General features: G+C 76.1%; 17 protein-coding genes and 1 tRNA gene. 4 read left to right on the top strand and 14 right to left on the bottom strand.

The features are described from left to right. Positions 1-2 precede the first annotated feature (2 nt). Positions 3-1088, bottom strand: a complete 1086-nt coding sequence (locus BMZ33_RS09110) for a zinc-dependent metalloprotease (protein WP_169064089.1) — start codon at positions 1086-1088, stop codon at positions 3-5. A gap of 89 nt (positions 1089-1177) precedes the next feature. Continuing rightward, positions 1178-2593: a D-alanyl-D-alanine carboxypeptidase/D-alanyl-D-alanine endopeptidase gene (gene dacB / locus BMZ33_RS09105; protein ID WP_091109233.1), complete on the bottom strand. Its 1416-nt coding sequence runs from the start codon at positions 2591-2593 to the stop codon at positions 1178-1180. 68 nt (positions 2594-2661) lie between these two features. On the opposite strand from dacB, the gene BMZ33_RS09100 reads away from it, so the two are divergent. Next, positions 2662-3153, top strand: coding sequence for an inorganic diphosphatase (locus BMZ33_RS09100; RefSeq protein ID WP_091109232.1), 492 nt, complete (start codon positions 2662-2664; stop codon positions 3151-3153). Between the two features lie 96 nt (positions 3154-3249). Here the strand turns inward: BMZ33_RS09100 and BMZ33_RS09095 are convergent, their stop codons facing one another. The 4 genes from BMZ33_RS09095 to BMZ33_RS09080 all read right to left on the bottom strand — a co-directional run bounded on the left by BMZ33_RS09095 (position 3250) and on the right by BMZ33_RS09080 (position 8057). Next, a complete protein-coding gene (locus BMZ33_RS09095) occupies positions 3250-3996 on the bottom strand; it encodes an SAM-dependent methyltransferase (RefSeq protein WP_091109231.1) in 747 nt (248 codons plus the stop codon). A gap of 22 nt (positions 3997-4018) precedes the next feature. After that, entirely contained in the window at positions 4019-4783 is a 765-nt protein-coding gene (locus BMZ33_RS22635) for an Hpt domain-containing response regulator (protein ID WP_169064088.1), read from the bottom strand. 91 nt (positions 4784-4874) lie between these two features. Further along, on the bottom strand, positions 4875-5522 hold the full coding sequence (locus BMZ33_RS09085; RefSeq protein ID WP_091109230.1) for a PilZ domain-containing protein: 648 nt from the start codon (positions 5520-5522) through the stop codon (positions 4875-4877). A 126-nt stretch (positions 5523-5648) separates the two neighbouring features. After that, a complete protein-coding gene (locus BMZ33_RS09080; RefSeq protein ID WP_091109229.1) occupies positions 5649-8057 on the bottom strand; it encodes an ATP-binding cassette domain-containing protein in 2409 nt (802 codons plus the stop codon). A 249-nt stretch (positions 8058-8306) separates the two neighbouring features. Here BMZ33_RS09080 and BMZ33_RS09075 point away from each other — a divergent pair, with 249 nt between their 5' ends. Further along, the gene (locus BMZ33_RS09075; RefSeq protein ID WP_169064087.1) at positions 8307-9473 is read left to right on the top strand and encodes an acyltransferase family protein; all 1167 of its coding nucleotides are present in this window, start codon (positions 8307-8309) and stop codon (positions 9471-9473) included. A 36-nt stretch (positions 9474-9509) separates the two neighbouring features. On the opposite strand, the gene BMZ33_RS09070 is transcribed toward BMZ33_RS09075, so the two are convergent. From BMZ33_RS09070 to tmk, 3 genes are all read right to left on the bottom strand, one after another. Continuing rightward, positions 9510-9582, bottom strand: a tRNA-Thr gene (locus BMZ33_RS09070). 56 nt (positions 9583-9638) lie between these two features. Continuing rightward, on the bottom strand, positions 9639-10811 hold the full coding sequence (locus BMZ33_RS09065) for a DNA polymerase III subunit delta' (protein WP_091109227.1): 1173 nt from the start codon (positions 10809-10811) through the stop codon (positions 9639-9641). Continuing rightward, a complete protein-coding gene (gene tmk, locus BMZ33_RS09060) occupies positions 10808-11431 on the bottom strand; it encodes a dTMP kinase (RefSeq protein WP_280139202.1) in 624 nt (207 codons plus the stop codon). Before tmk ends, BMZ33_RS09065 begins: the two co-directional genes overlap by 4 nt. Positions 11432-11563: 132 nt before the next feature. On the opposite strand from tmk, the gene BMZ33_RS09055 reads away from it, so the two are divergent. Beyond that, on the top strand, positions 11564-12358 hold the full coding sequence (locus BMZ33_RS09055) for a trans-aconitate 2-methyltransferase (protein WP_091109225.1): 795 nt from the start codon (positions 11564-11566) through the stop codon (positions 12356-12358). Here the strand turns inward: BMZ33_RS09055 and BMZ33_RS09050 are convergent. The 5 genes from BMZ33_RS09050 to BMZ33_RS09030 all read right to left on the bottom strand — a co-directional run bounded on the left by BMZ33_RS09050 (position 12345) and on the right by BMZ33_RS09030 (position 20555). Beyond that, positions 12345-13106, bottom strand: coding sequence for a class I SAM-dependent methyltransferase (locus tag BMZ33_RS09050; protein WP_091109224.1), 762 nt, complete (start codon positions 13104-13106; stop codon positions 12345-12347). The two genes, BMZ33_RS09055 and BMZ33_RS09050, sit on opposite strands and share 14 nt — an antisense overlap. Before the next feature lie 8 nt (positions 13107-13114). After that, positions 13115-16021 carry a type I DNA topoisomerase gene (topA, locus tag BMZ33_RS09045; RefSeq protein ID WP_091109223.1) on the bottom strand — a complete coding sequence of 969 codons (2907 nt, stop codon included), beginning with the start codon at positions 16019-16021 and terminating at the stop codon, positions 13115-13117. Between the two features lie 205 nt (positions 16022-16226). Next, the gene (locus BMZ33_RS09040) at positions 16227-17795 is read right to left on the bottom strand and encodes an alpha/beta hydrolase (protein ID WP_091109222.1); all 1569 of its coding nucleotides are present in this window, start codon (positions 17793-17795) and stop codon (positions 16227-16229) included. Then, positions 17792-18112 carry a hypothetical protein gene (locus BMZ33_RS09035; protein WP_091109221.1) on the bottom strand — a complete coding sequence of 107 codons (321 nt, stop codon included), beginning with the start codon at positions 18110-18112 and terminating at the stop codon, positions 17792-17794. Before BMZ33_RS09035 ends, BMZ33_RS09040 begins: the two co-directional genes overlap by 4 nt. 187 nt (positions 18113-18299) lie before the next feature. Further along, positions 18300-20555 carry a sodium-translocating pyrophosphatase gene (locus BMZ33_RS09030; protein ID WP_091109797.1) on the bottom strand — a complete coding sequence of 752 codons (2256 nt, stop codon included), beginning with the start codon at positions 20553-20555 and terminating at the stop codon, positions 18300-18302. 206 nt (positions 20556-20761) lie between these two features. Here BMZ33_RS09030 and BMZ33_RS09025 point away from each other — a divergent pair, with 206 nt between their 5' ends. Continuing rightward, positions 20762-23458, top strand: coding sequence for a DEAD/DEAH box helicase (locus BMZ33_RS09025; protein ID WP_169064086.1), 2697 nt, complete (start codon positions 20762-20764; stop codon positions 23456-23458). The last annotated feature ends 6 nt before the right edge of the window (positions 23459-23464 follow it).

Below are 23464 nucleotides of genomic sequence, written 5' to 3'. Positions count from 1 at the left end.
CGTCAGGCGGGGACGGCGGGGCGGCCGTGCACCCGCTCGACCCAGCGGGCGGGGTCGGTGAGCTCCTCGACCAGCGGCAGCGTCTCCGGCCCCGACCAGACCCGGTTGAAGCCGTCCATGCCGACCCGGTCGACGACGCCCCCGACGAAGGTCCGCCCGTCGGCGTACTGCTTCATCTTCTGCTCCAGGCCCAGCAGCCGGCGCAGCACGCGGTCGAGCGGGCCGCGGCCCTTGCGGCGCTGGGCGAAGCGCTTGCGCAGCGTGCGCACGGAGGGCACCACGTCGGGGCCGACGCCGTCCATGACGAACTCGGCGTGCCCCTCGACCAGGCTCATCACCGCGGTGACCCGGTCGAGCACGGCACGCTGCGCGGGGTCGCGGACCAGCGCCATCAGGCCCTGGGAGCCGGCGTCGTCGTCCCCGCCGCGGACGGCGTCGCCGATGCCGCGGACCAGGTCGGCCACGCGGTCGCGCAGCGCGTCCGGGGACAGGTCGGTGGCCTGCACGAACTCGCCGATCTGCGCCTCCAGGTGGTCCTGCAGCCACGGGAAGGCGGTGAACTGCAGCTGGTGGGTGACCTCGTGCAGGCACACCCAGAGCCGGAAGTCCGACGGGTCGACGCCCATCCGGCGCTCGGCGTCGACGATGTTCGGCGCGACGAGCAGCAGCCGGCCGCCGGTGCCGAAGACCTCGTACTGGCCCAGCACGCGCGAGGACAGGAAGGCCAGCAGGCCGCCGGCCTGCACGCCGGTGGCGCGCGAGCCGATCGCGGTGGCCAGCGGGCCGGGGCGGCTCTCCGACCGCTCGAGGAGCGCGCCGGCCAGCGGGTCGAGCAGCGCGGCCATGCCCGCGGTGTTGGCGTCGATCCAGCCCGGCCGGTCGACGACGGCGACCTCGGGGACCGGTCCGCCCTCGACCGGGCGCAGGCCGGTGAGGCCCTCGACGTGCGCCACCGCGGTGGCCGAGGCCCGGTGCAGCTCCGCGACGACGGCCGCGGCCTCCTCGCGGGTGGTCTCCGGCCCGGGCCCGGTCAGCCGGCGGGCGGTGCGCCCGGCGAGCTGCCAGTCGACCAGTGCACTGCTGCTCATCGGCTCACCCTACGCGGGAGAAGGACCCCCCTTCCCCCCACGCCTCGCAGGCTCGGCGCGGGCCCCTGGAGGGGGGCCGTTCCAGTCCGTCAGGAGCAACCGCAGGCGGCCATCGCGGAGGCCACGGCGTCGAGCGCGGCCTCCTCGGGGCCACCGCCGCCGGAGGTGCCGTTGGCCACCAGTGCGTAGGCCAGCAGCCGGCCGTCGGCGGTGACGACGGTGCCGGCGAGGCCGTGCACGCCGAGCAGGGTCCCGGTCTTGGCGCGAACGGTGCCGGGCGGGGCGGCGGGGTCGCCGCGGTCGGCCAGCGTGCCGTCGTAGCCGGCCACCGCGAGGCCGGACAGGACCGCCGAGGCTCCCGCGAGCGAGCCGTCGGCGGCGCCGCCGAGCAGCTCGGTGAGCACCGCCGGGGTGACGAGGTCCAGCCGGGACAGCCCGCTGCCGTCGTACAGCTCGACGTCGGAGACGTCCAGGCCGGCCTCCTCCAGGGCGCCGGTCACCGCCTGCGCCGCGCCGTCGAAGGTCGCCGGCAGGTCGCTGGCCAGCGCGACGTGGCGCGACAGCGACTCGGCGAGCAGGTTGTCCGACTGCGACAGCGCCTGCTCCACCAGGCGGGCCACCGGGGCCGACCGGACGCTGCCCAGCGTCTCCGCGCCCTCGGGCGCCGCACCGAGCTCGACCGTCGCACCGGGGACGCTCAGCGCCGCGGCCAGCGCGCGCCCGGCGTCGGTGCCCGGCGCGCCGCTGCGCGGGTCCTCGCCGGGCCGGAGCCGGGCGCCGTCGACGGCGGTGGCGGTGACCGGCGCCGCGTAGGTCGACGGCGCGTCCTCCGGCCCCCAGCCCTCCGCCGTCAGCGGGCCCTCGAACAGCGAGTTGTCGACGACGACGCGGGTCACCGCCGCCCCGGCGGGCAGTGCGGCCCGCACCTGCGCGGCGAGGTCGGCGACGGTCGGGGCGCCCGGGTAGGTCAGCGAGGGCGCCGTCGTGGACAGGGTGGGGTCGCCGCCGCCGACGAGCACCACCTCGCCCGGGCCGGCCCCGGCGACGACGCGCGTCTCGAGGGTGTCCTCGGGGTCGATGGCGGTCAGCGCGGCGGCCGCGGTGAGCAGCTTGGCCGTCGAGGCCGGGGTGACCGGGTCGTCGGCGCCCAGCGCGAAGAGGGTCCGCCCGCCGGCGACGTCGACCACCTCGGCCGAGACGCCGCCGCCCAGCGCCGGTGCGGCCAGCAGCGGCGTCAGCAGCGTGCCGAGCGCGTCGGGGTCGGGCGCGGGGGCGTCGTCGGGCAGCGCGGCGAGCACGGGCGCCGGTGCGCCGACGTCGGGCAGCACCGCGCCCGGGCCGTCGGCGGCGTCCGGGGTGACGTCGTCCCCGCGCAGGAACAGCAGCCCGGCCACCACCAGCGCGGCGACGACCACGAGCGCCACGACGGTCACCAGGAGTCGTCTGCGCAGCCGCCCGTAGCTCGGCGTGACCGACGTCGACCCGCTCGGCACGATCGTTCCCACCCCCAGGGAGTGACCCCCGGGCGGACCTGCACCGGTGAGCCTGATACCGGTGGGCCACACTACGTGCCGTGCAGTTCGACGTGACGGTAGAGATCCCCAAGGGCCAGCGGAACAAGTACGAGCTGGACCACGCCACCGGCCGCATCCGGCTCGACCGGATGCTGTTCACCTCCACCCGGTACCCGGCCGACTACGGGTACATCGAGAACACCCTGGGCCTCGACGGCGACCCGCTCGACGCCCTGGTGCTGCTGGAGGAGCCGACGTTCCCCGGGTGCCTGATCACCTGCCGGGCCATCGGCATGTTCCGGATGACCGACGAGGCAGGTGGGGACGACAAGGTCCTCACCGTGCCGGCCACCGACCCCCGCATGGCCCACCTCCAGGACATCACCGACGTCTCGGAGTTCGACCGGCTGGAGATCCAGCACTTCTTCGAGACCTACAAGGACCTCGAGCCGGGCAAGTCGGTGGAGGGCGCCAACTGGGTGGGCCGCGCCGAGGCCCAGGCCGAGATCGAGGCCTCGATCAAGCGGGCCGCGGAGGCCGGCGGCCACTGACGGCCCGAGGGGCCCGGCCCCTCCCGAGCGCACGACGGACGACGCACGGCGGTGCACCCCACCGGGGGGCACCGCCGGCGTCGTGTGCGGGGCGGGTCAGCCATCCCTGTCGTGCAGGACGACGGTGAGGAAGCCCAGCTCGCCGCGGTAGCCCTCCAGCCACTGCCGGCGGTGGGCGCGAGCGGCCTCCAACGCGGCCTCGCGGTCGGCGTCGGGGGCCTCGGTGAGGGCCCACTCGGTGAGCGCGCCGGTCCAGCACCACTCGTACTCGTCCCACTCGGCCCGGGTGCTCAGGTGGCCGTAGCCGGGCTCCAGGCCCGCGCGGCCCAGCTCGGCGAGCAGCCCGGGCAGGTCGGGCAGCTCCCCCGGCCCGGCACCCAGGCCGGCCAGCGCCGCCGGGCTCGGGCCGGCCTCCCAGAAGCCGTCGCCGAAGAGCACCCGCCCGCCCGGGCGCAGGTGCCCGCGCAGCGCCGCGAGCGTGCCGGCCGGGCCGCCGAAGACGTGCGTGGCGCCGACGCAGACGACGGCGTCGAACCGCCCGGCCCGCCAGGTCGCGGCGTCGGCCGCCACGAACTCGACCCGGCCCAGCACGCCGGCCATCGCGGCACGGTCGCGGGCGGCGTCCAGGGCCGGGCCGGAGGTGTCCACGCCGACGCCGGTCAGCCCGGGGTGGGCGGCCACCAGCGGTACCAGCCAGGCGCCGGAACCGCAGCCGAGGTCGAGCACCCGGCCCTGCGGCGGCGGGTCCAGCCGGTCGAGGAGGCGGTGCAGGCCCTCGCCGGAGACGGGGGCGGCGACGGGGTGCCAGCGGTGGGCGATCGCGCTGAGCCGGGCTCTGTCCACGGCGGCATCCTGGCCGACGGCGTCAGTCCCCGGGGTCGGCGTCCTCGGGTGGCCCGTGCCGCAGCTCGGCGGCCAGCGCGGCGAACACGGCGCAGGTGGCCGGCACCTCGCGGGCGAGGACGGCCGACACCTCGGCGGGATCGGGCAGGGTGCCCTCGGCCGCGGCGTCGTCCCAGCCGGCGCAGGCGCGGGCCAGCGGCTCGGCGCCCAGGTTGGCCGCGGCGCCGCGCAGCCGGTGGGCGGCCCGGCCGAACAGCGCGACGTCGCCGGCGGCCGCCGCCGACTCGATGGCGGCGACCGCGGCGGGGGCCTGCTCGACGAAGACCTCGAGCAGCGTGGCGACGAGGTCGCGCTCCTCGTCGCCGTCGACGGCACCCAGGTCGCCGACGCGCTGGCGCACCACGCCCTCCAGCGCCGTCTCGGGGGCGCCGAGCACCTCGTCGATGGCCGCGGTCAGCTCCCCGACGGTGCAGGGCTTGTGCAGGTAGGCCGCGCCGAGGGCCCGGCCGGCGGCGACGTCGCCGGGCAGCGCCCGGCCGCTGAGGAAGACGACCGGGACGGTGGCCGACCCGGGGTCGGCGCGCAGGTCGGAGACCAGGCCCAGGCCGCTGCCGCCGGGCATGAACATGTCGGTGACCACGACCTCCGGGGTGAAGGCGTGCTCGATCACCGCGCGCGCCTCCGGCGCCGAGGCGACGGCGCGCACCCGGTGGCCGGCCCAGCGCAGGCGGGCCTCGAGCAGCAGCCGGGTGGTGTCCTCGTCCTCGACGACCAGCACCCTCGCCACACGGCCCTCCTCGCGCGCCCGCGGGGCGGCGGCGCGCCGTCCCGTCCCCGGGTGCATCGGCAGACGGGGGCTGCCTCTGCAGCCGGGACGGCTAGATCACGCCCCGCGAACGCAGGTCGCGCAGCTCGGCGAAGACCCGGCGCCGGATGGTGTCCTGCCGCTTCTCGCCGAGCCCGAGGAAGCGCAGGGACAGCTCCGGGCGCCCGTCCTCCCGCTCGTGACGGCGGATCACCTCCGCGTCGAAGCGCATGCGGGTGCCGTCGAGGTCGAGGGCCACCCCGAGGACGGCGCCGACCTCGATCGCCGGCGCCCCTGCGGGCGGCTCGACGAACAGGCAGCGGCTGCCGCCCTCGCTGAGGTCGAGGGTGGCGCCGCCGAGGACGACCTTGTCGAGCTCCAGCTCCAGGGGCAGCGCCAGCGGGGTACGGACGGCCGCCCGGCGCTGCCCGCGTGAGGCGGGCCCGGTGGCGCGGATCCGCCACGTGGGGGCGTCACCCCCGCCGACCTCGACCAGCTCGGCCGGGACCGAGCGCAACTCGTCGGGCCCGCGCCAGATCAGCTCGACGTGCTCGCCGACGTCGAGGCGCACCCGGCGCTTCGCGGCGTCGGTGCCCACGCTGAGCACCATCTCGCCGCCCGAGACCTGCTCGACGAAGCTGAGCAGCACGTCGTCACGGCTCTCGGCCTTCACGTCGACGACCGCCCGCTCCTCCGGGTGGTCCACTCCCGGCGTCGCCATGCCCGTCCTCCTGCTCGCCCGCCCGGAGGACGTCCCCCCGGGGTCTATGCAGAACAGATCGGCACCGACCTGACCCGACGTGAGCGGAGTCCGCGATCGGATCCCCCGTCCGGGGTACGCGCGCCCCTACCCGCCGACGTAGGCGGCCAGGTGCTCCCCGGTGAGGGTGGACCGGGCGGCGACGAGGTCGGCCGGCGTGCCCTCGAAGACCACGCGACCGCCGTCGTGGCCGGCCCCGGGGCCGAGGTCGACGATCCAGTCGGCGTGGGCCATGACCGCCTGGTGGTGCTCGATGACGACCACCGAGCGGCCGGCGTCGACGAGCCGGTCGAGCAGCGCGAGCAGGTTCTCGACGTCGGCGAGGTGCAGGCCGGTGGTGGGCTCGTCGAGGACGTAGACGCTCGTGGACCCCGGGCCGCCCCTCTCGGCCATCTGCGTGGCCAGCTTGAGCCGCTGCCGCTCGCCGCCGGACAGCGTGGTCAGCGGCTGGCCGAGCGTGAGGTAGCCGAGCCCGACGTCGGCCAGCCGGTCGAGGACCGCGTGCGCGGCCGGTGTCCGCGCCTCGCCCGAGCCGAAGAACTCCTCGGCCTGGGTCACCGACATGGCGAGCACCTCGGCGATGTCCCGGCCGCCCAGGGTGTACTCGAGCACCGAGGCCTGGAACCGCCGGCCCTCGCACTCCTCGCACGGGGACTCGACCGTCGCCATGACACCGAGCTCGGTGTAGATGACGCCGGCCCCGTTGCAGCTCGGGCAGGCGCCCTCGGAGTTGGAGCTGAACAGGGCGGGCTTCACGCCGTTGGCCTTGGCGAACGCCTTGCGGATCGGCTCGAGCAGGCCGGTGTAGGTGGCCGGGTTGCTCCGCCGCGAGCCGCGGATCGCGCCCTGGTCGACGACCACGACGCCGTCCCGCGGCGCGACGGAGCCGTGGATCAGCGAGCTCTTGCCGGAGCCGGCGACGCCGGTGACCACGCAGAGGACGCCGAGCGGGAGGTCGACGTCGACGTCGCGCAGGTTGTGGGTCGCGGCGGCGCGCACCTCGAGCCACCCGGTCGGCGTCCGGACCGACGGCTTGAGCGACGCGCGGTCGTCGAGGTGCCGGCCGGTGAGGGTGCCGCTCCCGCGGAGCCCCTCGACGCTGCCCTCGTAGACGACCTCCCCGCCGGCGGTGCCGGCCAGCGGGCCGAGGTCGACGACGTGGTCGGCGATCGCGATCGTCTCGGGCTTGTGCTCGACGACGAGCACCGTGTTGCCCTTGTCCCGCAGTTGCAGGAGCAGGCCGTTCATCCGCTCGATGTCGTGCGGGTGCAGCCCGATGGTGGGCTCGTCGAAGACGTAGGTGACGTCGGTGAGCGAGGACCCGAGGTGGCGGATCATCTTGGTGCGCTGCGCCTCTCCCCCGGACAGCGTGCCCGCGGGCCGGTCGAGGGAGAGGTAGCCCAGCCCGATCTCGGAGAACGAGTCGAGCAGGTGCTGCAGCCCGGTGAGCAGCGGCGCGACCGACGGCTCGTCCAGGGCGCGGACCCAGTCGGCCAGGTCGCTGATCTGCATGGCGCAGAGGTCGGCGATGTTCTCCCCGCCGATCCGCGACGACCGGGCCTCCGGGGTCAGCCGCGTGCCGTCGCACCCGGGGCAGGTCTGGAACGTGATCACGCGCTCGACGAAGCGCCGGACGTGCGGCTGCAGCGAGTCGACGTCCTTGGAGAGCATCGACTTCTGGACCTTCGGGATCACGCCCTCGTACGTGAGGTTGATGCCCTCGACCTTGATCTTCGTCGGCTCCGCGTGGAGGAGGGCGTCCATCTCCTTCCTCGTGTACTCCCCGATCGGCTTGTCCAGGTCCAGGCCGATGCCCTGGAAGAGGCGGCCGTACCAGCCCTCCACGCTGTAGCCGGGGACCATCAGGCCGCCCTCGTTCAGCGACCTCGACCCGTCGTAGAGGGCCGTGAGGTCGAAGTCGGAGACCGAGCCCATGCCCTCGCACCGCGGGCACATGCCGCCCAGGTAGACGACGTCGCGCACCACGTTCTTCTCGACCCGGCCGCCGGCCTTCTCGGTGCTCATCACCCCGCTCGCCTTGCGCGTCGGGACGTTGAACGAGAACGCGGTGGGGGGACCGACGTGCGGCGTGCCGAGCCGGCTGAACAGGATGCGGAGCATCGCGTTCGCGTCCGTGGCGGTGCCGACGGTGGAGCGCGGGTTGGCGCCCATGCGCTCCTGGTCGACGATGATCGCCGTCGTCAGGCCCTCGAGCAGGTCCACCTCCGGCCGCGACAGGGACGGCATGAAGCCCTGCACGAAGGCGCTGTAGGTCTCGTTGATCAGCCGCTGGGACTCCGCGGCGATCGTGCCGAACACCAGCGAGCTCTTGCCCGAGCCGGAGACGCCGGTGAACACCGTCAGCCGGCGCTTCGGGATCTCGACGCTGACGTCCTTGAGGTTGTTCTGCCGGGCGCCGAGCACGCGGATCAGGTCGTGGCTGTCGGCGGCGTGAGCGGCCGGCGACCGCGGGTCGCTGCTGGTGGCGGTGCTCATCGGGGTCTCCCTCCGTCGGTGCGGTCGCGCCTCGCTGTCTACCGGACGGGGACGACGGTCGGGGAGCACGACGCCCGTCCGGTCGACGCCGCACCGGCGCCGGGCGGCAGACGAGGTCGACCGCGGCTCCTCGGCGTCGGCCGGCAACACGTGGGACACCCGGTGCCCAGGGACCGGGCGCGCTCCCGTATGGCGCAGGACCGCGTCGTCCTGCACCCTGCATGGGCCTCAGCGGGCACGAGGGTGACCATGGGCGCGAGCAGAGCGGCCGGAGGTGTCACGACGGGACGCCTCCCGTCCCTGGACGGGCTGCGCGGTGTCGCTGCGCTGGTGGTGGTCGTGTACCACTGCATGCTGGTGTGGCCGACCCTGGCCGACCCCGTCTACACGGACAGGGAGGTCCCAGGGAGCCGCCTCGACTGGTGGCTGGTGCACACGCCGCTGCGCGCGCTGTGGGCCGGCGAGGAGGCGGTGTCGGTCTTCTTCGTGCTCAGCGGCGTGGTGCTGACGCTGGCCGCCCAGCGGGCCGGGTTCTCCTGGAGGGCGTACTACCCGAGCCGGCTGGTGCGGCTCTACCTCCCCGTGTGGGTGTCCCTCGTCCTCGCCGTGGGCTGGTACCTCCTCCTGCCCGAGGAGCCGGTGCCCGGGGCGGGGACGTGGCTCAACGCCCACGTGGGGTCGCTGACCGCGAGCAACCTGCTCGGTGACCTCGTGCTGATCGGCGGCACGTCGACGCTCAACGGCCCGCTGTGGTCACTGCGCTGGGAGGTCCTGTTCTCCCTGGGCCTGCCCCTCTACCTGCTGGCGGGGTGCCGGTGGCCGCGGCTGTGGCCGCTCGTCGTCGTCCTCACCGTGGTGACGACGGCCGTCGGCGCGGTGGCCGGCCGCGGCTGGCTGTTCTACCTGCCCGTGTTCGCGCTCGGCACCCTCGTCGCCGTCCACCTGGACTCCCTGCGCGCGCTCGCGCAGCGGATCGAGCGCCGCCCCCGCCCCGGTCTCGTCTGGGGGTCGCTGTTCTCGATCAGCCTGGTGGTCCTGGTGCTGCGCTGGCTCGCCATCGCCGTCGACGCACCCCCGCTGGTCCTGCACGTGCTGTACGTGCTCAGCCCGCTGTCGGCGACGGTGCTGGTCGTGCTGGCCGCGCTGTGGCCCGCCGCGGTGCGCCTGCTGACCACCCGGCCGGCCGCGTGGCTGGGCACGGTGTCCTTCAGCCTCTACCTCGTGCACGAGCCCCTGGTCGTCGCGCTGGCCTTCCAGCTCGACGGCGGTCCGCTCGTCCTGGTGGGCCTGCTCGCCCTCCCGCTCTCGCTCGGGTACGGCTGGCTGTTCTACCGCTGGGTCGAGCGGCCCGGCCACCGGCTGGCCAACCGGGTCGGCGCCTGGCGCCCCCGTCGCCCGGCGCGGGAACCGATGTGACCCCACGGTCAGCACCACGGCCGTCGGCGCGAGGAGAGCCGCCTGTCGGAATCGAACCGACGACCTTCTCATTACGAGTGAGATGCTCTACCGACTGAGCTAAGGCGGCGGGCGTGCGGTGCACAGCCTACGTCACGGCTCCCCACCGACCGCGCAGGGTGGCCCTCAGGACGGGAGGCGCAGCGCCACGGTGAGCGCCTCGACGGCGACCTGCGGCTTCACGTTCTGCTCGAGCGCCGTCCGGCAGGCCAGGACGGCGTCGATGCGGCGCAGGGCCCCCTCGGCACCGATCCGGGCGGCGAGGTCCTCGGCGTCGGCCCGCCGGTCGGGGTGGTTGAGCGGCAGCTGCTCCCCCGGCGCGGCGTGCAGCACCAGGGCGTCGCGGTAGAGCCCGGCGAGGTCGACCAGCGCGCGGTCGAGCGAGTCCCGGCCGATGCGCGTGGCCCGGCTCCGCTGCCGCTTCTCCAGGTCCTTGAGCACACCGGCGCCGCGGCTGGCGGCGGCCACGCCCGGCCCGCGGGCGCCGACGCCGAGGCTGGCCTTGACCGCCTCGGTCTCGGCGCCGTCGAGCTCCGCGGCGGCCCGGTCGGACTCCTCCCTGGCCGCGCCGACGAGGTCGTCGGCGGCGGTGAGGCAGGCGGCTAGCGAGACCAACCGCAGCGGGACGTCGAGCACGGCCTTGCGGGCCAGCCGGGCGGTCTCGTCGCGGGCGAGGTGCCGGGCCCGCCCGACGTGCCCGCCGGCGGCGCCGGCCGCCCAGGCCGCCAGCGCCGGGTCGATGCCGTCGCGGCGCACGAGCACGTCGGCGACGGCGTCGACCGGCGGCGTGCGCAGGCCGACCACGCGGCACCGGGAGCGGATGGTGACCGGGACGTCCTCGGGGTGCAGGCTCGGGGCGCACAGGAGGAACACCGTCCGCGGCGGCGGTTCCTCGATCATCTTGAGCACCGCGTTCGCCGCCTGCTCGGTCATCCGGTCGGCGTCCTCGACGACGACGACCTGCCACCGGCCCTGCGACGGCGCCCGTCCGGCCAGCCGCACCAGCTCGCGGGCCTCCACGACGCCGATGGACAGCCCCTCGGGGACGACCGTCTGCACGTCGGCGTGGGTGCCGGCCAGCACGGTGCGGCAGGCGTGGCAGGTGCCGTCCCCGCCGTCGGGGCACTGCAGCGCGGCGGCGAAGGCCCGGGCGGCGACCGAGCGGCCCGACCCCGGCGGGCCCGTGAACAGCCACGCGTGGGTCATCGCCGCCGGGTCGGCGACGGCGGCCCGCAGCTCGGCCACCACGCCGGGCTGGCCGATCACCCGCCCCCAGACGCCGTCGGCGGTGGCGCTCACGCGACCCGCCCGGGCAGCAGGGCGCCGACCCGCTCGCGGACGGCGGCGGCGATCTCCTCCGCCGGCCGTTCCGCGTCGAGGACCAGGTAGCGGCCGGGGTCGGCGGCGGCCAGCGCGCGGAAGGTGGCGCGGACCCGCTGGTGGAACTCCAGCGACTCCGACTCCAGGCGGTCGGCGGCGGCGCGGCCGAGCGCGCGGGCGAGCCCGGTCTCCGGCGGCAGGTCGAGCAGCACGGTCAGGTCGGGCACCAGCCCGCCGGTGGCCCAGGCCGAGATGCGGCGCACCTCGTCGAGGTCGAGGGTGCGGCCGGCGCCCTGGTAGGCCAGCGAGCTGTCGACGTAGCGGTCGGTGACCACGACCTCGCCGGCCTCCAGCGCCGGTCGCACCACCGCGTGCACGTGGTGGGCGCGGTCGGCGGCGTAGAGCAGCGCCTCGGCGCGGGGCGCGAGGTCGCCGGTGGCCGGGTCGAGCAGCAGGGAGCGGATGCGGGCGCCGGGCGCGGTGCCGCCGGGCTCGTGGGTGAGCCGCGCGGGCAGCTCGTGCAGGCCGAGCCAGTCGAGGAGCAGCCGCGCCTGAGTGGACTTGCCGGTGCCCTCACCACCCTCGAGGGCGACGAACAGCCCGCGGCCGGGCGGGCGCGGGTGGACGTCGATCGCGGGGCTCCCTCGAGGCGTGCGGCGGCCGGGCCTCCCGGCGGCCGGTCCACGGTACCGGCCGGGTCCGACGCCCCCGGGGCTCTACGGTCGGGTCCCGTGGACGCCGCCTGGGACCCCGCGCTCTACCTGCGCCACGCCGGGGAGCGCGCCCGGCCCTTCGCCGACCTGCTCGCCCGGGTGGGCGCCGACGCGCCGCGGGCCGTCGCCGACCTCGGCTGCGGCGAGGGCGCGCTCACCGCCTCGCTGGCGGCGCGGTGGCCGGACGCGCGGGTGACCGGCGTGGACTCCTCACCGGAGATGCTCGCCGCCGCGGCCGCCCACGCCGTCCCCGGCCGGGTGGACTTCGTGCGCGGCGACGTGCGGGACTGGCGGCCGGCCGGGCCGGTCGACGTCCTGGTGAGCAACGCCGTCCTGCACTGGGTGCCCGGGCACGCCGCGCTGCTCTCCCGGTGGGCCGACCTGCTGGCGCCGGGCGGGTGGCTGGCCGTGCAGGTGCCGGGCAACCACACCGCCCCGACGCACCGGCTGCTGGCCGACCTGTGCACCTCGCCGGCCTGGGCCGCGCAGCTGGCCGCCGCCGCTCCCCCGCCGGACGCGGTGCTCGAGCCGGCCGGCTACCTCGACGTGCTGGCGGGCGCGGGCCTGGCCCCCGACGTGTGGGAGACGACGTACCTGCACGTGCTGCGGGGAGCCGACCCGGTGCTGGGCTGGGTGCGCAGCACCGTGCTGCGGCCGGTGCTGGCGCTGCTGGACGACGACGGGGCGGCCGCGCTCACCGCGGAGTACGCCGCGGCGCTGCGGGCGGCCTACCCGGCGCGGCCGGACGGGACGACGGTGCTGCCGTTCCGCCGGGTGTTCGCCGTCGGCCGGGCGCCGCTCAGCGCGGGGTGAGCCGGTAGGCGTCGGTGCGGTACGGCAGCTCGAGGACCTCGCCGCCCCGGGTGCCGGGGTGGCCGGCCAGCAGGTCGCGGATGCCGCCGAGGAAGGCCTCGCGGGCCACCGGGGTCATCGTGGCGACGTAGCTGCGGGTGCCGATGCCGCCGACGACCTGCTCGGGCGTTCCCCGCTGCACGGTGGCCGACCCGTGGGTCGCCACGTCGGCCGGGAGCGCGCGGGCGAACTGCGCGACCACGCCCTGGTCGGCCTCGTGCCCGCGGGCCTCGGCGGCCAGGGCGGCGCCGAGGGCGGCGACCCACGGCACCCGCTCGTCGCGGACGTTCCAGACGAACCCGACCACACCGCCGGGCCGCAGCACCCGCCGCAGCTCGGGTGCTGCCGCGTCCGGGTCGAACCAGTGCGCGGCCTGCCCGGCGACGACGGCGTCGACGCTGCCGTCGGGCAGCGGCACCTCCTCGGCGCCGCCGACGTGCGCCGGGACGCCGGGGTGGCGGGCGCGCAGCTGGTCGAGCATCGGCGGTGACGGGTCGACCGCGACCACCTCGTGCCCGGCGGCGACCAGGACGTCGGTGAGCAGGCCGGTGCCGGCGCCCAGGTCGAGCACCCGCAGCGGCCGCTCGCCCAGCAGGAACGCGACGGCGTCGGGCGGGTAGCCCGGGCGCAGTGCGGCGTAGTCGGCCGCGACCGACCCGAACGACGTCCGCCGCTGGTCCCAGTCGGCGGGGTCGGTCGTGCCGGTCACGGCCGGGGTCAGCTCGCGGGGACGGCGTCGGAGGCGGCCTTCTTCGCGGTCGTCTTCCTGGCGGTCGTCTTCTTGGCGGTCGTCTTCTTCGCCGCGGTGGTCTTCGTGGCCGCCGTCGTCTTCGTGGCCGCCGTCGTCTTCGTGGCCGCCGTCGTCTTCGTGGCCTTCTTGGCCGCCTTCTTCTTCGTGGCGGCGGGGCGGCTGCGCCGGTCGGCCAGCAGTTCGGCGGCGCGGTCGAGGGAGATCGTCTCGACCTCGTCGCCCTTGCGCAGGCTCGCGTTGGTCTCGCCGTCGGTCACGTAGGGACCGAAGCGGCCCTCGCGGACGGTGATCTGGCCCTGCGTCACAGGGTCGGGCCCCAGCTCCTTGAGCGGTGCGGCCGCGGCCCGCCGCCCCCGCTGCTTGGGCTGGGCGAAGATCGCCAGCGCCTCGTCGAGGGTGACGGTGAACAGCCGCTGCTCGTCCTCCAGCGAGCGCGAGTCGGTGCCCTTCTTGAGGTAGGGCCCGTAGCGGCCGTTGAGGGCCTGGATCTCCTCGCCGTCGGGGGCGGTGCCCACGGTGCGCGGGAGCGTCAGCAGCTGCAGCGCCTGCTCGAGGGTGACCGTCTCCGGCGACATCGAGGAGAACAGGCTCGCCGTGCGCGGGGCCTCCTTGCTGCCCTCGGGGACGACGGTGGTCACGTAGGGGCCGTAGCGGCCGGCCTTGACCACGACCGGGGAGCCGCTGTCGGGGTCGGTGCCCAGCTCACGGTCGCCCGAGGGCGCGGCGAGCAGCTCGGCGACCTTCTCGCCCGTCAGCTCGTCGGGGGCGAGGTCCTCGGGGATGCTGACCCGCGGCCCGTCCTCACCGCCGGCCTGCAGGTAGGGCCCGTAGCGCCCGACCCGGACCACGACCGGCTCGCCGTTCGGCCCCGTGGCGCGCAGCGGGATGGAGTTGACGCCGCGTGCGTCGATCTCCTCCAGCTGCTGGCCGATGACGGTCTTCAGGCCGCCGGAGGCCGCGATGCCGCCGGCGTGCCGGCCCTCGCCGCCGAAGTAGAACTCGGTCAGCCAGTCGACCCGGCCCAGCGACCCGCTGGCGATCTCGTCGAGCTCGTTCTCCAGCGACGCGGTGAAGTCGTAGTCGACGAGCGCGGCGAAGTGCTGCTCCAGCAGGTTGACCACCGCGAAGGCGACGAAGGAGGGCACCAGCGCCGACCCCTTCTTCCACACGTACCCGCGGTCCTGGATCGTCTGCATGATCGACGCGTAGGTCGACGGGCGGCCGATGCCGAGCTCCTCCAGCCGGGCGACCAGGCTCGGCTCGGTGTAGCGGGACGGCGGCGACGTGGTGTGCCCCTTGGGCTCGAGCTGCTGGGTGTCGAGCTGCTGGCCGCGCTCGACGCGGGGCAGCCGCCGCTCGGCGTCGTCGCTGCCGTGCTCGTCCTCGCCGCCGGGACCCTCGTCGCGGGACTCGACGTAGGCGCGCAGGAAGCCGGGGAAGGTGATGGTGCGCCCCGACGCGGTGAACTCGACGCGCTCGTCGGTGGTGCTGCGGCCGGCCAGCCGGATGCTGACGGTCTGCCCCACGGCGTCGGCCATCTGCGAGGCGACGGTGCGCTGCCAGATCAGCTCGTAGAGCCGGAACTCGTCGCGCGCGAGCTGACCGGCCAGCTGGCCCGGCGTCCGGAAGGAGTCGCCGGCCGGCCGGATCGCCTCGTGCGCCTCCTGCGCGCCCTTGGCCTTCTTGCTGTAGCGGCGGGCCTCGGCCGGGACGTACGCGTCGCCGTAGAGCTCGCGGGCCTGGGTGCGGGCGGCGTTGATCGCCTCGTTGGAGAGGTTGGTCGAGTCGGTCCGCATGTAGGTGATGTGGCCGTTCTCGTAGAGCCGCTGCGCCACCCGCATGACCTGCGCCGAGGACCAGCCGAGCTTGCGACCGGCCTCCATCTGCAGCGTCGAGGTGGTGAACGGCGCGTAGGGACGGCGCCGGTAGGGCTTCTCGTCGACCCGGCTGACGGTGACCTGGCGCCCCTCGAGCCGGGCGGCCAGCCCGCGGGCACCGGCCTCGTCGAGGTGCACGACGTCGCCGGTGACCTGCCCGGTGGCCGGGTCGAAGTCGCGGCCGGTCGCCACGCGGCTGTCGTCGACGCTGACCAGGCGGGCGCGCAGCGTCGTCGGCTCGCCCGCGTCGGTCCCCGTCCGGCCGGGGACGGCGAAGACGCCGTCGAGCGACCAGTAGTCGGCCGCGGTGAACGCCATCCGCTCCCGCTCCCGCTCGACCACGATGCGGGTGGCCACCGACTGCACACGGCCGGCCGAGAGCTTGGGCAGCACCTTCTTCCACAGGACCGGGCTGACCTCGTAGCCGTAGAGCCGGTCGAGGATGCGGCGGGTCTCCTGCGCGTCGACGAGCGCGGTGTCGAGCTCGCGCGGGTTGGCCACCGCGCGGGCGATGGCCTCGGGGGTGATCTCGTGGAAGACCATCCGGCGCACCGGCACCCGCGGCTTGAGCGTGTCGACCAGGTGCCAGGCGATGGCCTCGCCCTCGCGGTCCTCGTCGGTGGCGAGGTAGACCTCGCTGGCGTCCTTGACGAGCTGCTTGAGCCGGGTGACCTGCTGCTTGCGGTCGGGGCTGACCACGTACAGCGGCTCGAAGGCGTTGTCGACGTCCACCCCGAGCCGCGCCCAGGAGGCACCCTTGTGCTCGGCGGGCACGTCGGCGGCGTTGCGGGGCAGGTCGCGGATGTGCCCGACGCTCGCCTCCACGACGTAGCCGTTGCCGAGGTAGCCGGCGATCTTCCCGGCCTTGGTCGGCGACTCCACGATGACCAGCGGCCGGCCGGCCCCCGTGGCGGCGGTCCGGCGTCGGGCGGGCGTGCTGGGGCCGCCGGCGGTGCGGCCGGCGCTCGCGCCGGTCTTCGCGGTCTTCGTGGGCACGGTGCTCCTGTCGGTGGTGCTGTCTCGTGGCGGCGCGGTGCGCGGTGGTCGGCTCCGGTGCGCCCCCTCGGCGGGCCACGGTAGGCCACGTCGACGGAACGACACCGTCTGGCGACCCCCTGTGGGCGTGCCGTCACCCGCACCAACGGCGCAGCCGGTCCCCTGTTCCCGGCGCCTCCGCGCCGTCCCCCGGGTGGGCGGGCGGTCAGCCGGGCTGACGGGTGCCGGCCACCACCTCCCCCATCGCGGCGAGCGTCGGGTGCCAGTGGCTGTAGTACTCGGTGTGCAGCGTGTGCCAGTCGGTCGGCAGCGCGGTGGAGCCGAACGACTCCTCCCAGGTGCTGGAACCGAACCAGCCGAGGTAGGAGACGGGGTCGAACGGGGACGAGGCGTCGTACACCTCCGGCACCTCGAGCCCGCTCACGTCGTACTCCTCGATCCCCGGGCTGCCGAGGAGCACGAGGGCGTCGGCGGCGAGCTGCCCCGGCTGGTCGCCGGCCTCGTCGGCCACCACGGTGCCGTAGCTGTGCGCCAGCACGGCGACCCGCGGGTCCGACGGGCGCACCACGTCGGCCGCCCGGGCCGCGGCGAGGCCGGCGAGGTCCCCGGCCAGCGCCGCGCCGCCCTCGGCGGCCCGGCCCCGGGTCACGGCGCGGACGGTGCCCAGCCCGGCAGGTGGCCGGTAGCCGAACCAGGCGACGGTGGCGACCGACGCGGCCGGTGCGGCGTCGAGCGCTGCGGCAGAGACCGCCTGGGCGTTGGCGCCGAGGTCGTCGAGGTCGGTGCCGACGTCGTTCGTGATCCCCGGGACGAGGAGGGCCACGTCGTCCGCGGTGTCGAGGTCGCCGTAGGCGACGGCCGCCCGCTCCAGCCAGGGGTCGAACAGCCACAGCTGCACGGGCCGGCCGGCCGCCTCCTCGACGGCGATCTCCGCGGCGGCAGCCCGGGCAGCCGCGTAGCCGGTGTTGCGGGGGTCCTCCAGCGTGCGCTCCAGGACCAGCCGGTTGGCCTGGTCGCGGGCCCAGGCCGGCAGTCCGTCGAGGCCGCCCACCAGGTGGGGCTCGGCCCGCACCGCGAACTGCCGGGCCGGCTCGGACAGGCCCGCCCACCACGCGGCCACCGCCTCGGGGGACGTCCCGGCCACCGGCAGGCAGGACGGCTGCCACACGCCACCGAGGGCGACGGCCGCGGACAGCCCGGTGAAGTCGGCCGGGACCCCGGCCGCGGGACCACCGACCGCGGCCAGCGGCTCCCCCGTGCCCGCCGCGTGCGCCGCCGCCACGGCTGCCGCGTGCAGCGCGTCCGCCGCCAGTCCCGCGACCCGCACGGCGGCGGCCGCCTGCTCGGCCATCCCGGCGTGGTGGCCGGCCAGCGCCTCGAGCGACGCACCCTCCGGTGGCACGCTGGGCGCGGGGGTCACGACGCCGCCGGCCGCGTCGAGCGTCACGCCCAGCGCCGCGGCCTCGGCCAGCGCCTGGGCGGCCAGCTCCTGCGCCGTCCGGGCCTGCCGCGCGGTGTCCCACAGCCGGTCGAGGGACGAGCCGAGCGCGCCGGTGACCGCCGTGACGACCGCCGAGACCTCGCCGAGGGCCCGGGCGGCCTGCTGCCCGGCCGGGCCGGACCAGCACTGCGCGTCGTCCAGGGCGCGGGCGACGGCCTCCACCCGCGCCCGCCACGGGGGCAGCCGCTCGCCGACCGCCTCGAGGGTGGAGACGGCGCCGTCGAGCAGGGCGGTGTCCCACCCGGCGACGGCGGTCAGGCCGGGCGCGCTCACGCCGTCGCCCCGGCGGCGCCCGCGGCCCGCTGGGCGAGCAGCCGGTCGGACACGGCCGCGTCGAGCAGGCGGTAGGCGTGCACCGCCGCGAGCAGCGTCTGCCCGGCCGCGGCGGCCCCGGCGGCCACCGCGTCGACGAGGGTCACCCACGCCTGTCCGGTGGCGCCGGCGTGCTCGGCCACCTCGCCGGGGGTCGCCGTCGCCAGCGACACGGCGGTGGACCGGCAGAGGTCGGCGTCCCCGGACAGCTCGGCGGCGAGGGCGGTCAGCTCCTCACCGAGCGCCTGGACCGCGTCGAGTTGGACGGCGATCTCCACGGACAAGGGACCCTCCCGGCGTCGGCGCCGGCCCGATCTGGACCGGCGCCGCGGACGCTAGGAGCGGAGGACGGCACCGGCCCCGTCGCCGTCCACAGCCCCGGTGCCGGTCCACAGCCGCCACCGCGGGCCCCGCCCGGCAGGACACCGGGCGGAGGCTCGCGGCGTGAGATCAGGCGGCGTGGGATCAGGGAACGCTCGTGGTCAGCGACCCCGCGGTCTCGTCGGTGGTCCCGCCGACGACGACCGAGCGGCGCTTGGAGACCACCACGGCGCCGACGACCACCAGCGTCGCGGCCCCGGCGATGAGCAGGCGCACCGTGGTGTTGGCGTCCTCCCCGACCGAGAGCCCGACCACCGCGGGGGCGATGAGCAGCGCCACCAGGTTCATCACCTTGATCAGCGGGTTGATCGCCGGGCCCGCCGTGTCCTTGAACGGGTCGCCGACGGTGTCGCCGATGACCGTGGCCGCGTGCGCCTCGCTGCCCTTCCCGCCGAACGCACCGTCCTCGACCATCTTCTTGGCGTTGTCCCAGGCCCCGCCGGAGTTGGCGAGGAAGACCGCCATCAGCGTCCCGGCCGCGATCGCGCCGACCAGGTAGGCCGCGAGCGGCCCGAAGCCGAGGCCGAAGCCGACCGCCACGGGGGAGAGCACGGCGAGCAGACCCGGCGTCGCCAGCTCCCGGAGCGAGTCCTTGGTGCAGATGTCGACGACCGCGGAGTAGTCCGGCCGCTCGGAGAAGTCCATGATCCCCGGGCGGGTGCGGAACTGCTCGCGGACCTCGAAGACCACCCGCCCCGCCGCGCGGGAGACGGCGTTGATGGCCAGCCCGGAGAAGAGGAAGACGACGGCCGCGCCGATCACCGCGCCGACGACGTTGTCCGGCTCGACCAGGCTGAACGCCTCGCCGAGGTCGACGCCCTCCAGCGCGACGAGCACCTGCTGGTTGTAGGAGCCGAACAGCGCGGTGGCGGCGAGCACCGCGGTCGCGATCGCGATGCCCTTGGTGATCGCCTTGGTGGTGTTGCCGACCGCGTCGAGGTCGGTGAGCACGCGGGCGCCGTCCTCGTCGATGTCCCCCGACATCTCCGCGATGCCCTGGGCGTTGTCGCTGACCGGGCCGAACGTGTCCATCGAGACGATGACGCCCGCGGTGGTGAGCAGGCCACAGCCGGCCAGGGCGACGGCGTAGAGCGCCGCGCCCCCGCCGATGAGGAAGGCGCCGTAGACGGCGCCGCCGATGAGCAGGGCGGCGTAGACGGCCGACTCCAGGCCCAGCGAGATGCCCGAGAGGACGACGGTGGCCGGGCCGGTCAGCGAGCTGCGGCCGACGTCGCGGACCGGCTTGCGGCTGGTCTCGGTGAAGTAGCCGGTGAGCAGCTGGATGGCCGCGGCCAGGACGATGCCGATGAGGACCGCGACGAAGCCGAGGACCTGCGGGTCGACCACCGAGTCGGGGACGTCGGCGACGCTGGGCAGCACGGTGAAGGCCGCGGCGGCGACGAGCACGAGGGAGACGACCGCGGAGGTGAAGAAGCCGCGGTTGATGGGCGCCAGGCCGCTGGAGTCGTTCTTGCCCGGGTTGCTGGCCAGGATGCCGACGACCGAGGCGAGGACGCCGATGGCGGCGACGACGAGCGGGAACACCATGCCGACCGCGCCGAAGAAGACCTGCCCGAGGATGAGGGCGGCGACCAGGGTGACGGCGTAGGACTCGAACAGGTCGGCCGCCATCCCGGCGCAGTCGCCGACGTTGTCGCCCACGTTGTCGGCGATGGTCGCGGCGTTGCGCGGGTCGTCCTCGGGGATGCCGGCCTCGACCTTGCCCACCAGGTCCGCGCCGACGTCGGCGGCCTTGGTGAAGATGCCGCCGCCGACGCGCATGAACATGGCCAGCAGCGCACCGCCGAACCCGAAGCCCTCGAGGACGACGGGCGCGGTCTCGTCGAACAGGAGCAGCGCCAGCGCGGCGCCGAACAGGCCCAGGCCGACGGTGATCATGCCGCAGACGCCGCCGGTGCGGTACGCGATGCGGAAGGCCGGCCGGTACCCCCCGGTCTGGGCCGCGGCGGCCACGCGGACGTTGCCGCGGGTGGCCAGGGTCATCCCGATGAAGCCGACCGCCGCGGAGAACAGGGCGCCGACGAGGAAGAACACCGCGCGGCCGATCCGCGTGCCCCAGCCGCCCTCGGCGACCGGGAGGACCAGGAGCAGCAGGAAGACGATGACCGCGAAGACCCCGAGGGTGCGGAACTGGCGGCGCAGGTAGGCCCCCGCTCCCTCCTGCACGGCGCGCGCGATCTCGCGCATCCTGGTGGTGCCCTGGTCGGCGGCCACCACGGCTCTGACCAGGGACCCGGCGAAGAGCAGAGCAGCGAGCGAGATGACGAGGGCCGCCGTCACGAGGACGACGTCCCCGCCGGAGAGATGACTGTCCGGCATCAAGACCTCCCAGCGGTCGGGTGCCACCGGGCGGCCCCGCGTCCCCGGTCGGCGCAGAACGCGCCCGAGGGCAGGGGTTCCACCCGCGGACGCCGCGCCAATGTAACGGGAATCACACTCTGCGGAACCCCCCTTGCGACGACGCCCTGTCGCGCAGCGCGGTCGGGGGCGCGCAGCCGGTTGCCCCCGGGTGTGAGAGTGGTGGGGTGACCACGCTCCACCCGGTCCGGCCGGCTGCTCCCCCAACCGGTCAGGAGGGTGCACCAGGGGGCGACGCCCGCCGGGGGCCGGCACCGGGCACCCCGGCGGTCCACACGACGGCGGCCGCGCACGGGTCCGAGGGGCTCGCGCCGGCGGCCGCCCCGCCCGGTGGCGAGCTCCTCGACGAGCTCCTCGCCGGCACCCCCGACGAGGAGCACCCGGTCACCCACGTGCACCGCCTGGCCGTGCGGGAGAGCCGCACGCTGCCCTGGCCGGCCTGGGTGGACCCGGCGCTGCGCCTGCGGCTGGAGGAGGCGGGGGTCCGCGAGCCGTGGCGGCACCAGGTGGAGGCCGCCCAGCTGGCGCACGACGGCACGTCGGTGGTCGTGGCCACGGGGACGGCATCGGGCAAGTCGCTGGCCTACCAGCTGCCCGCGCTGACCCGGCTCGCGGAGGACCCGCGCGCCTGCGTGCTCTACCTCGCGCCGACCAAGGCGCTGGCCCGCGACCAGCTCGCCTCGGTCGCGGCGCTCGCCGACCCCTCGGTGCGCCCGGCCGCCTACGACGGCGACACCCCGGCCGAGGAGCGCGACTGGGTGCGCCGGCACTCGCGGTGGATCGTCACCAACCCGGACATGCTGCACCGCGGCGTGCTCCCGGCCCACCAGCGCTGGTCCTCGACGCTGCGCCGGCTGGCCTACGTCGTCGTCGACGAGTGCCACGCCTACCGCGGCGTCTTCGGCTCGCACGTCGGGCACGTGCTGCGCCGGCTGCGCCGCATCTGCCGCCGCTACGGCGCCGACCCGGTGTTCGTGCTGGCCTCGGCGACCGTGGCGGAGCCGGCCGCGGCCGCGACCCGCCTCGTCGGGGCGCCGGTCGTCGCGGTCACCGACGACGGCTCACCGCGGCCGGGGGCGACCTTCGCCCTCTGGGAGCCGCCCCTGACCGAGCGCACCGGCGAGCACGGCGCACCGCTGCGCCGGTCGGCGGCGGCCGACGCGGCCGGGCTGCTGGCCGACCTCGTCGAGCGCGGCGCGCGCACGCTGGCCTTCGTCCGCTCCCGGCGCAGCGCCGAGTCGGTTGCCGAGCAGGCGCGGCGGCTGCTCGCCGAGCGGGGCCGCGAGGACCTGGTCCGCCGGGTCGACTCCTACCGCGGCGGCTACCTGCCCGAGGAGCGGCGCGAGCTCGAGCGCGCCCTGTCGGCCGGGGAGCTGCTCGGCGTGGCGACGACCAACGCCCTGGAGCTGGGCATCGACATCGCCGGGCTGGACGCGGTCGTGCTGGCCGGCTACCCGGGCACGCTGGCCTCGCTGTGGCAGCAGGCGGGCCGGGCCGGCCGCGCCCAGCGGGAGTCGCTCGTCGTCTTCGTGGCCCGGGACGACCCGCTGGACCACTACCTGGCCCACCACCCGCGCGCGGTCTTCGGCCGGCCGGTCGAGGCCACGGTCACCGACCCGGCCAACCCCTACGTCCTCGGTCCGCAGCTGTGCTGCGCGGCCGCGGAGCTGCCGCTCACGCCCGACGACCTGCCCGACTTCGGCGGCCCGGTGGCCGAGGCGCAGCTCGAGCAGCTGGTCGCCGCCGGTGAGCTGCGGCGGCGGCCCGCCGGCTGGTACTGGGCCGGCCGCGGCCGTCCCGACGTCGACATCCGCGGCAGCGGCGGCGAGCCGGTGGCGATCATCGAGGGCGGGACCGGCCGCCTGCTGGGCACCGTCGACGGCGGCGCCGCGCACGCGACCGTGCACACCGGAGCGCTCTACGTGCACCGCGGCCAGACCTACGTCGTCGACGAGCTCGACCTCGACGACGCCTGCGCCGTGGTGCACGCCGAGGCGCCGGAGTGGACCACCGTCGCCCGCGACGTCACCGACCTGGGCATCGTGGCGACCGACCGGACCCGCAGGCTGGGCACGGTCGCCGCGCACACCGGCGTCGTCGACGTGACCAACCAGGTCGTGGCCTACCAGCGGCGGCGGGCGGGCACCGGTGAGGTCCTGGCCGAGTTCCCGCTGGACCTCCCGCCGCGGCAGCTGCGCACCCGCGCCGTCTGGCTCACCCTGGGCGCCGACGCGGTCGCCCGCGCCGACGTCGACGACCTCGCGCTGCCCGGCTCGCTGCACGCCGCCGAGCACGCGGCGATCGGCATCCTGCCGCTGCTGGCGACCTGCGACCGCTGGGACCTCGGCGGCCTGTCCACGGCCCTGCACCCCGACACCGGCACCGCGACGGTGTTCGTCTACGACGGCCACCCCGGCGGCGCGGGCTTCGCCGAGCGGGGGTTCGCGGCGCTGCGCCGCTGGCTGACGGCCACCCGCGCCACCGTGGCCAGCTGCGAGTGCGAGGCCGGCTGCCCCTCCTGCGTCCAGTCGCCCAAGTGCGGCAACGGCAACGACCCGCTGGACAAGGCCGGCGCCGTCCGCGTCCTGGACGTGGTCCTCGACGAGCTGGCCGCCGCGGAGGACGCGACGGCCGAGGACGACGAGGACAGCGGCGACGCGGACGACGACGACCAGGACGGCGACGACCAGGACGGCGACGACCAGGACGGCGACGGCGTGGCCGCCACCCCGGTCACGCCGACCGGACCGGTCCGCGGCCTCCTGCGCCGGCCCGGCACCCGCCGGGCACCCGTGGCACCGGACCCGACGCCCGAGGCGGCCGACCCGGGCGCCGGGCACGTCGAGGACGACCTCGTCTTCTGAGGGCGC

Source organism: Geodermatophilus dictyosporus (assembly GCF_900115505.1).
GTDB lineage: Bacteria > Actinomycetota > Actinomycetes > Mycobacteriales > Geodermatophilaceae > Geodermatophilus > Geodermatophilus dictyosporus.
This window is presented reverse-complemented; position numbering and strand designations above follow the sequence as displayed.

Excerpts from the sequence above, each read along its gene's own strand:
- BMZ33_RS09085 (WP_091109230.1), bottom strand. The coding sequence starts at position 5,522 with ATGGCGACGCCGGGAGTGGACCACCCGGAGGAGCGGGCGGTCGTCGAC.
- BMZ33_RS09110 (WP_169064089.1), bottom strand. The coding sequence starts at position 1,088 with ATGAGCAGCAGTGCACTGGTCGACTGGCAGCTCGCCGGGCGCACCGCC.
- BMZ33_RS09080 (WP_091109229.1), bottom strand. The coding sequence starts at position 8,057 with ATGAGCACCGCCACCAGCAGCGACCCGCGGTCGCCGGCCGCTCACGCC.
- BMZ33_RS09030 (WP_091109797.1), bottom strand. The coding sequence starts at position 20,555 with ATGCCGGACAGTCATCTCTCCGGCGGGGACGTCGTCCTCGTGACGGCG.
- BMZ33_RS09075 (WP_169064087.1), top strand. The coding sequence starts at position 8,307 with ATGGGCGCGAGCAGAGCGGCCGGAGGTGTCACGACGGGACGCCTCCCG.